The following is a 4195-nucleotide window of genomic DNA, read 5'->3' as shown; positions in this document are numbered from 1 at the left end:
AAGGTGATCTGTTCGGGCGTCTCCGGATCGCCGGGCCTGCAGCCCCACGGGTGCAGCTCCAGTCCGCCGGACTGACCGATGGCGACGAGGCCGCCGACGTCGATGACCCCGACGTAGGGCTTGCGCTCCTTCACGTCGATCAACTTCAGCCGCGGGTTGGAGCCCGGCATGGCGTGGCGCTGGAAGAATTTCTCGCCCGTGATCCCCTCCGGCGCGCGGATAATCGAGACGGGGCGGTCAGCGACGTGGGGCAGGATGCGTTCGGCGGCCATTTCGTAATAGCGGACCAGCTCGGCCTTGGTGATGGCGGGCCGGCCCTCGGCGGCGGGCCACAGCACCTTGTCCGGGTTGGAGATGGTCACGCCGGCGACGACCAGCTTGCCCCTGCCGGCGGGAGCGCGGGGTTCGCCGGGCATGGTCAGGGGCGAGGAAGATGAGTGCCTGCCCGGCTCCTTCGCCGGGTCGGGCGGCGCGTGCGGGCGCTCGGTGACTTCGGACGGAGGCTTGTCCTCGCGCAGGCCCTTGAAGGCGGCCTGACGCAGCGAACCGGTGTCGGTGTAGCCGCCGTGCTCGACCTCGGCGACGAGCACCGGCTTGACCCAGTGGATGGTCATGCCGCCCGCGCGCGACTTTCTCGGCGCGTCCTTGCCGACGAAGGGGTTCTGGTCCGTCTCAGCCGCCTTCAGCTTCGGCAGCAGGGTCTTGAGCAGGGTCTGGTTGTAGCCCGTGCCGACCCGGCCGAGGTGGCGCAGGCCGCCCTTGTCGCGGACCCCGACGATCAGGGAGCGGAAGCGGCTGCCGCCCTCGGAGGTCCAGCCCCCGATAATGACTTCGTCACCGCCCCGGCATTTCGATTTCAGCCAGGTCGTCGAGCGGCCTTCCGTATACGGAGCATCCAGCTTCTTGGAGATGACGCCCTCAAGATCCATGCGGCAGGCGCTGTCGAGAATCGCCTGGCCGGTGGTGGCGAAATGGTCGACGAACCGGATGCGCCTGCGGGCCGCCCTGGGGATGCGGCCGATCCAGGCTTGGAGCCTGGCCTTGCGGTGAGACAGGGGGAGTTTGCGCAGGTCCTCGGGCCCCTCGAACAGCAGGTCGAAGGCGAAATAGACCAGGCCGCCGGTGTTCCGCTCGGAGATCGCCGCCTGCAGGGCCGAGAAGTCGGGCATGTGGTTTTCGGCCAGGGCGCAGAGTTCGCCGTCGACCACGGCGTCCGGCCAGCGGGCGGCGTCGGCGGCCAGTTCCGGAAACTTGTCGGACCAGTCGAGACCCTTGCGGGTGCGGACCGTGGCGCGGCCGCCGCCCGAGGCGACCTGCAGGCGATAGCCGTCGAACTTGATCTCGTGGGCCCAACCGGCGCCCTGCGGCGGATAGTCGGCGATCTTGCACAGCTGGATCGGGATGAACGGGTGTGGTCTGGAGGCGCGACTGGCGACGGCGGGACGGGCCTCCGGTTTGGGCGGGGCCGCCTTCTTCGTCGTCTTCGGCGAACCCCACTGCGCCTTGCCTTCGGCGATCTCGGCGAGGCTGCGGCCAGTCGCGACCGAGACGTCGATCTCCATGTTGGCGTCGCCCTCGCCGGGGACGGCGAATTCGTCCTTCTCCTTGATCAGCAGCCAATTGTTGCGTCTGGAGGGCTTTCCGCGATCCCCCTTGAGCCGGATCAGGGCCCATTTGCCGCGCAGGCGCTCACCGTGCAGCACCATCTTGACGTTGCCCCTGGCGAAGGCGGCGTCGAGGTCGTCCTCCTGCGGCTCCCATGTGCCGCGGTCCCACATCTGCACCGTGCCGGCGCCATAGTTGCCGGCGGGGATAGTCCCCTCGAAGCTTCCATAGTCGAGCGGATGGTCCTCGACCTCGACCGCCAACCGCTTGACCGAGGGGTCGCGCGACGGGGCCTTGGTGACGGCCCAGGACTTGAGCACGCCATCCATCTCGATGCGGAAGTCATAGTGCAGCCGGGTGGCGGCGTGGCGCTGGATCAGATAGCTGAGCCCGGCCTTGCGGGCCCTGCCCTTCCTGCCCTTCGGCTCCGGCGTATCGCCGAATTTCCGCTTGGCCTGATAGGTTTCCAGTTCGCCGCGCAAACGCGCCTCCCGCCGCTGACCGAAGGGTCCGGGACGATCAACGCGCCGCCGCGGATTTGGCTCAGCTCAGTCCTGCCCGTCGGACGGCGGGGTTTCGCCGCGGGCGGCCGCACGCTTTTCGGCCTTCGCGGCGGCCTTTTCGGCGGCCTTCTTCGCTTCGGCGCGCTCGCGCTCCATCCGTTCGAAGCTGTAGTTGGGCTTGCGGGCCATCGGCGGGCTTCCTTTCCGGCGCGACTGCGCCTGACGCGAGGGGCGCCGGGAGAACGCCGGGGAACGGCGCGGGATGCGTACAAGGTGGGGCGTTCCGGCCCCGGCGACAACCGTTCAATACAGGTCGCTCAATCGACGGCGACGATCTCGACCGTCTGCCCGGCCACCAAAGCCTCCTCTCCGACGCGCTTGCCGATCAGGGCCACGGCCAGCGGAGAGACATGGCTGACCGAGCCGGCGGCGGGGTCGGCCTCGTCCTCGCCCGTGATGCGCCAGGTCTGGGTGCGGCCGTCCTCGCGCTCGATGGTCACCGAGCCGCCGAAGCGCACCCGGCCGTCGGCTTCCGTCTCGACGAGCTGGGCGGTGGCACGGCGGGCGGACCAGTAGCGCAGGTCGCGGGTGGCGCGGGCCATGGCGGTACGGTCCGCTTCGATGGAGCCCTGCGCCTGGGCGGCGCTGTAGGCCGCGCGGGCCGAGGCGAGGGCGGCCTCGATCTTCGCCAGCCCGGACGGGGTGACGAGGTTCGGGTGGGGCGAGATTGGACGGTCGGGAAGGTCGGCGGCGGTCGCCTCCAGATCTTCCTCGCGGGTGAAGGCGACGCTCATGGGGACGAAGCGTATGCCGATGGCGGGCGTTCCGGTCTAGAAGGCCGCATGCGTTCTCCAGATCCAGCCGTCGCGAAGACCGTCCATGTCATCGGGGCCGGGCCGGCCGGGCTGATGGCGGCCGAACGGCTGGCGCAGGCGGGCGTCGCCGTCGTGGTGCACGAGGCCATGCCGTCCGTGGCGCGAAAATTCCTGATGGCGGGACGGGGCGGGCTGAACCTGACCCATTCGGAGCCGCTGGAGGCGTTCACGGGCCGCTACGGCGAGGCCGCCGGCGCGATCGCCGCCTGGCTGGAACGGTTCTCGCCGACGCACCTGACCGGCTGGGCCGAGGGGCTGGGGCAGCCGGTGTTCACGGGATCATCGGGGCGGGTATTTCCGCGGGCGATGAAGGCTTCGCCGCTGCTGCGGGCGTGGCTGGGCCGGCTGGCGGACCTGGGCGTGGAGGTGCGGACGCGGTCGCGCTGGATCGGGCGCCGGGACGGAGGTTGGGTGTTCGGGACGCCCGACGGCGAGCGGATCGAGCGGCCGGACGCGGTGGTGCTGGCGCTGGGCGGGGCGAGCTGGCCGCGGCTGGGATCGGACGGGGCGTGGCGCGAGCGGCTGGAGGCGGACGGAGTCGAGGTCGCGCCGTTCCGGCCATCGAACGTCGGCTTCGACGTGGCGTGGTCGCAGGTGTTCGCCGACCGGTTCGCGGGGCAGCCGCTGAAGCCGGTGGCGCTGAGCTTCAGCGGGACGACCGTGCGCGGGGAGGCGATGGTGACGCACTACGGTCTCGAGGGCGGCGCGGTCTATGCCCTGTCGGCGGCGCTGCGCGAGGCGGTCGAGCGCGACGGATCGGCGACGCTCACGGTGGATCTGCGACCCGACCTGACGGTCGATGCGCTGGCTGGGCGGCTGGCCAGGGGCCGCGGCAAGGACAGCGTCTCGAACTGGCTCCGGAAGGCTGCGGGGCTGTCGCCGGTCGGTGTCGGCCTGCTGCGCGAGATTCCAGGCGTCCTGCCCGAGGGCGCCGACAAGCTGGCGCGGCGGATCAAGGCCGTGCGGCTGACCCTGACAGGGGTGCAGGGCCTGGAACGGGCGATCTCCTCGGCCGGCGGGGTGCGGCTGGACGCGGTGGACGGGCGGCTGATGCTGAAGGCCGTGCCGGGGGTGTTCGCGGCCGGCGAGATGCTGGACTGGGAGGCCCCGACCGGCGGCTATCTGCTGCAGGCCTCGATGGCGTCAGGCGTCGTGGCGGCGGAGGGGGTGCTGGACTGGCTGGCGCAAGACGATAGGACGGCGTCATGACCG

At 70.9% G+C, this 4195-nt stretch carries 4 protein-coding genes; 1 reads left to right on the top strand and 3 read right to left on the bottom strand.

What is annotated here, in order from left to right; genetic code table 11:
* From ligD to greA, 3 genes are all read right to left on the bottom strand, one after another.
* Positions 1 to 2087 (bottom strand): DNA ligase D (gene ligD, locus VGD32_RS06975; RefSeq protein WP_331031181.1); only part of this gene is annotated, 2087 nt, incomplete at its 3' end.
* A gap of 66 nt (positions 2088 to 2153) precedes the next feature.
* Entirely contained in the window at positions 2154 to 2297 is a 144-nt protein-coding gene (locus tag VGD32_RS06970; protein ID WP_331031180.1) for a hypothetical protein, read from the bottom strand.
* A gap of 128 nt (positions 2298 to 2425) precedes the next feature.
* A complete protein-coding gene (gene greA / locus VGD32_RS06965; protein WP_331031179.1) occupies positions 2426 to 2902 on the bottom strand; it encodes a transcription elongation factor GreA in 477 nt (158 codons plus the stop codon).
* 48 nt (positions 2903 to 2950) lie between these two features.
* Between greA and VGD32_RS06960 the strand changes: the two genes are divergently transcribed.
* Positions 2951 to 4192 carry a TIGR03862 family flavoprotein gene (locus VGD32_RS06960; protein ID WP_331031178.1) on the top strand — a complete coding sequence of 414 codons (1242 nt, stop codon included), beginning with the start codon at positions 2951 to 2953 and terminating at the stop codon, positions 4190 to 4192.
* Positions 4193 to 4195 lie beyond the last annotated feature (3 nt).

Origin of the sequence: Brevundimonas sp. (assembly GCF_036402095.1) — a bacterium.
Taxonomy (GTDB): domain Bacteria; phylum Pseudomonadota; class Alphaproteobacteria; order Caulobacterales; family Caulobacteraceae; genus Brevundimonas.
This window is presented reverse-complemented; position numbering and strand designations above follow the sequence as displayed.

Bases quoted from the DNA above. Each gene is read 5' to 3' on its own strand.
- greA (WP_331031179.1), bottom strand. From the start codon at position 2,902: ATGAGCGTCGCCTTCACCCGCGAGGAAGATCTGGAGGCGACCGCCGCC.
- VGD32_RS06970 (WP_331031180.1), bottom strand. From the start codon at position 2,297: ATGGCCCGCAAGCCCAACTACAGCTTCGAACGGATGGAGCGCGAGCGC.
- VGD32_RS06960 (WP_331031178.1), top strand. From the start codon at position 2,951: ATGCGTTCTCCAGATCCAGCCGTCGCGAAGACCGTCCATGTCATCGGG.